Raw genomic sequence first — 665 nt, forward strand, 5'->3', positions numbered from 1 at the left:
CTTCCATTCCTGGGGCGACACGCGCTCCCATTCGGGCAGCGTCTCGCCCTTGCGCACCAGGACGGCGGCAGTGGGCATCCGCGTTTCCCAGGGATCGCCCACGGGCACTTCGCCCAGGTCGCCGCCGGTGCGTTCCCTGATCTCCTCCACGATGGGCTTGTACAGCGGATGATTGATCGGCGGTTCGCCTTCGTCGTTCCACACGTGCCCTGTCTCCATGAAGTAGGACACGGCCGCCTCGAATCCGACGCGGACCGGTACCACGACGCGCGCGTAGCCGGCCTTGAGGAACTCCTCCAGCACCGGATCCATGTTGCGCGCGCGGAAGCGCTCGGCCCAGCCGCCCGGTCGCGCCCAGAAATACGGATAGAACACGTACTGGATCTGATCCCATTCGAAGGCGTGTTCGAAGAAGCGGACCCATTCGCCATCGGCCTTTGCGTCGGCGATGTCGAAGAACGGCGGATAGATCGACCCGCCGGCGGTGTGCGTGGTGTTCAGCAGGCCCGCGTGCTCGTTGCGGATGAACGCAAGGCAGTGCTTCTTCAGCTCGGTCCGGATGATGCGCTCGTTGACGGACGGTGGATTGCCGAATTCCAGGCCGAGGCCGGCCTGCGCATCCTTCTTCTGCTTCAGCGCTTCGACATCCTGCTGGTACCTCAGCA

1 protein-coding gene is annotated in these 665 nt (G+C 64.5%); it reads right to left on the reverse strand.

Annotated features, from left to right (window positions below; all coding sequences use genetic code 11):
- The coding region (locus J3473_RS19270) for a hypothetical protein (protein WP_207025413.1) at nucleotides 1-665 on the reverse strand (665 nt) is incomplete at both ends.

The organism is Phycicoccus sp. DTK01 (assembly GCF_017312765.1).
Lineage (GTDB): Bacteria > Actinomycetota > Actinomycetes > Actinomycetales > Dermatophilaceae > Phycicoccus > Phycicoccus jejuensis.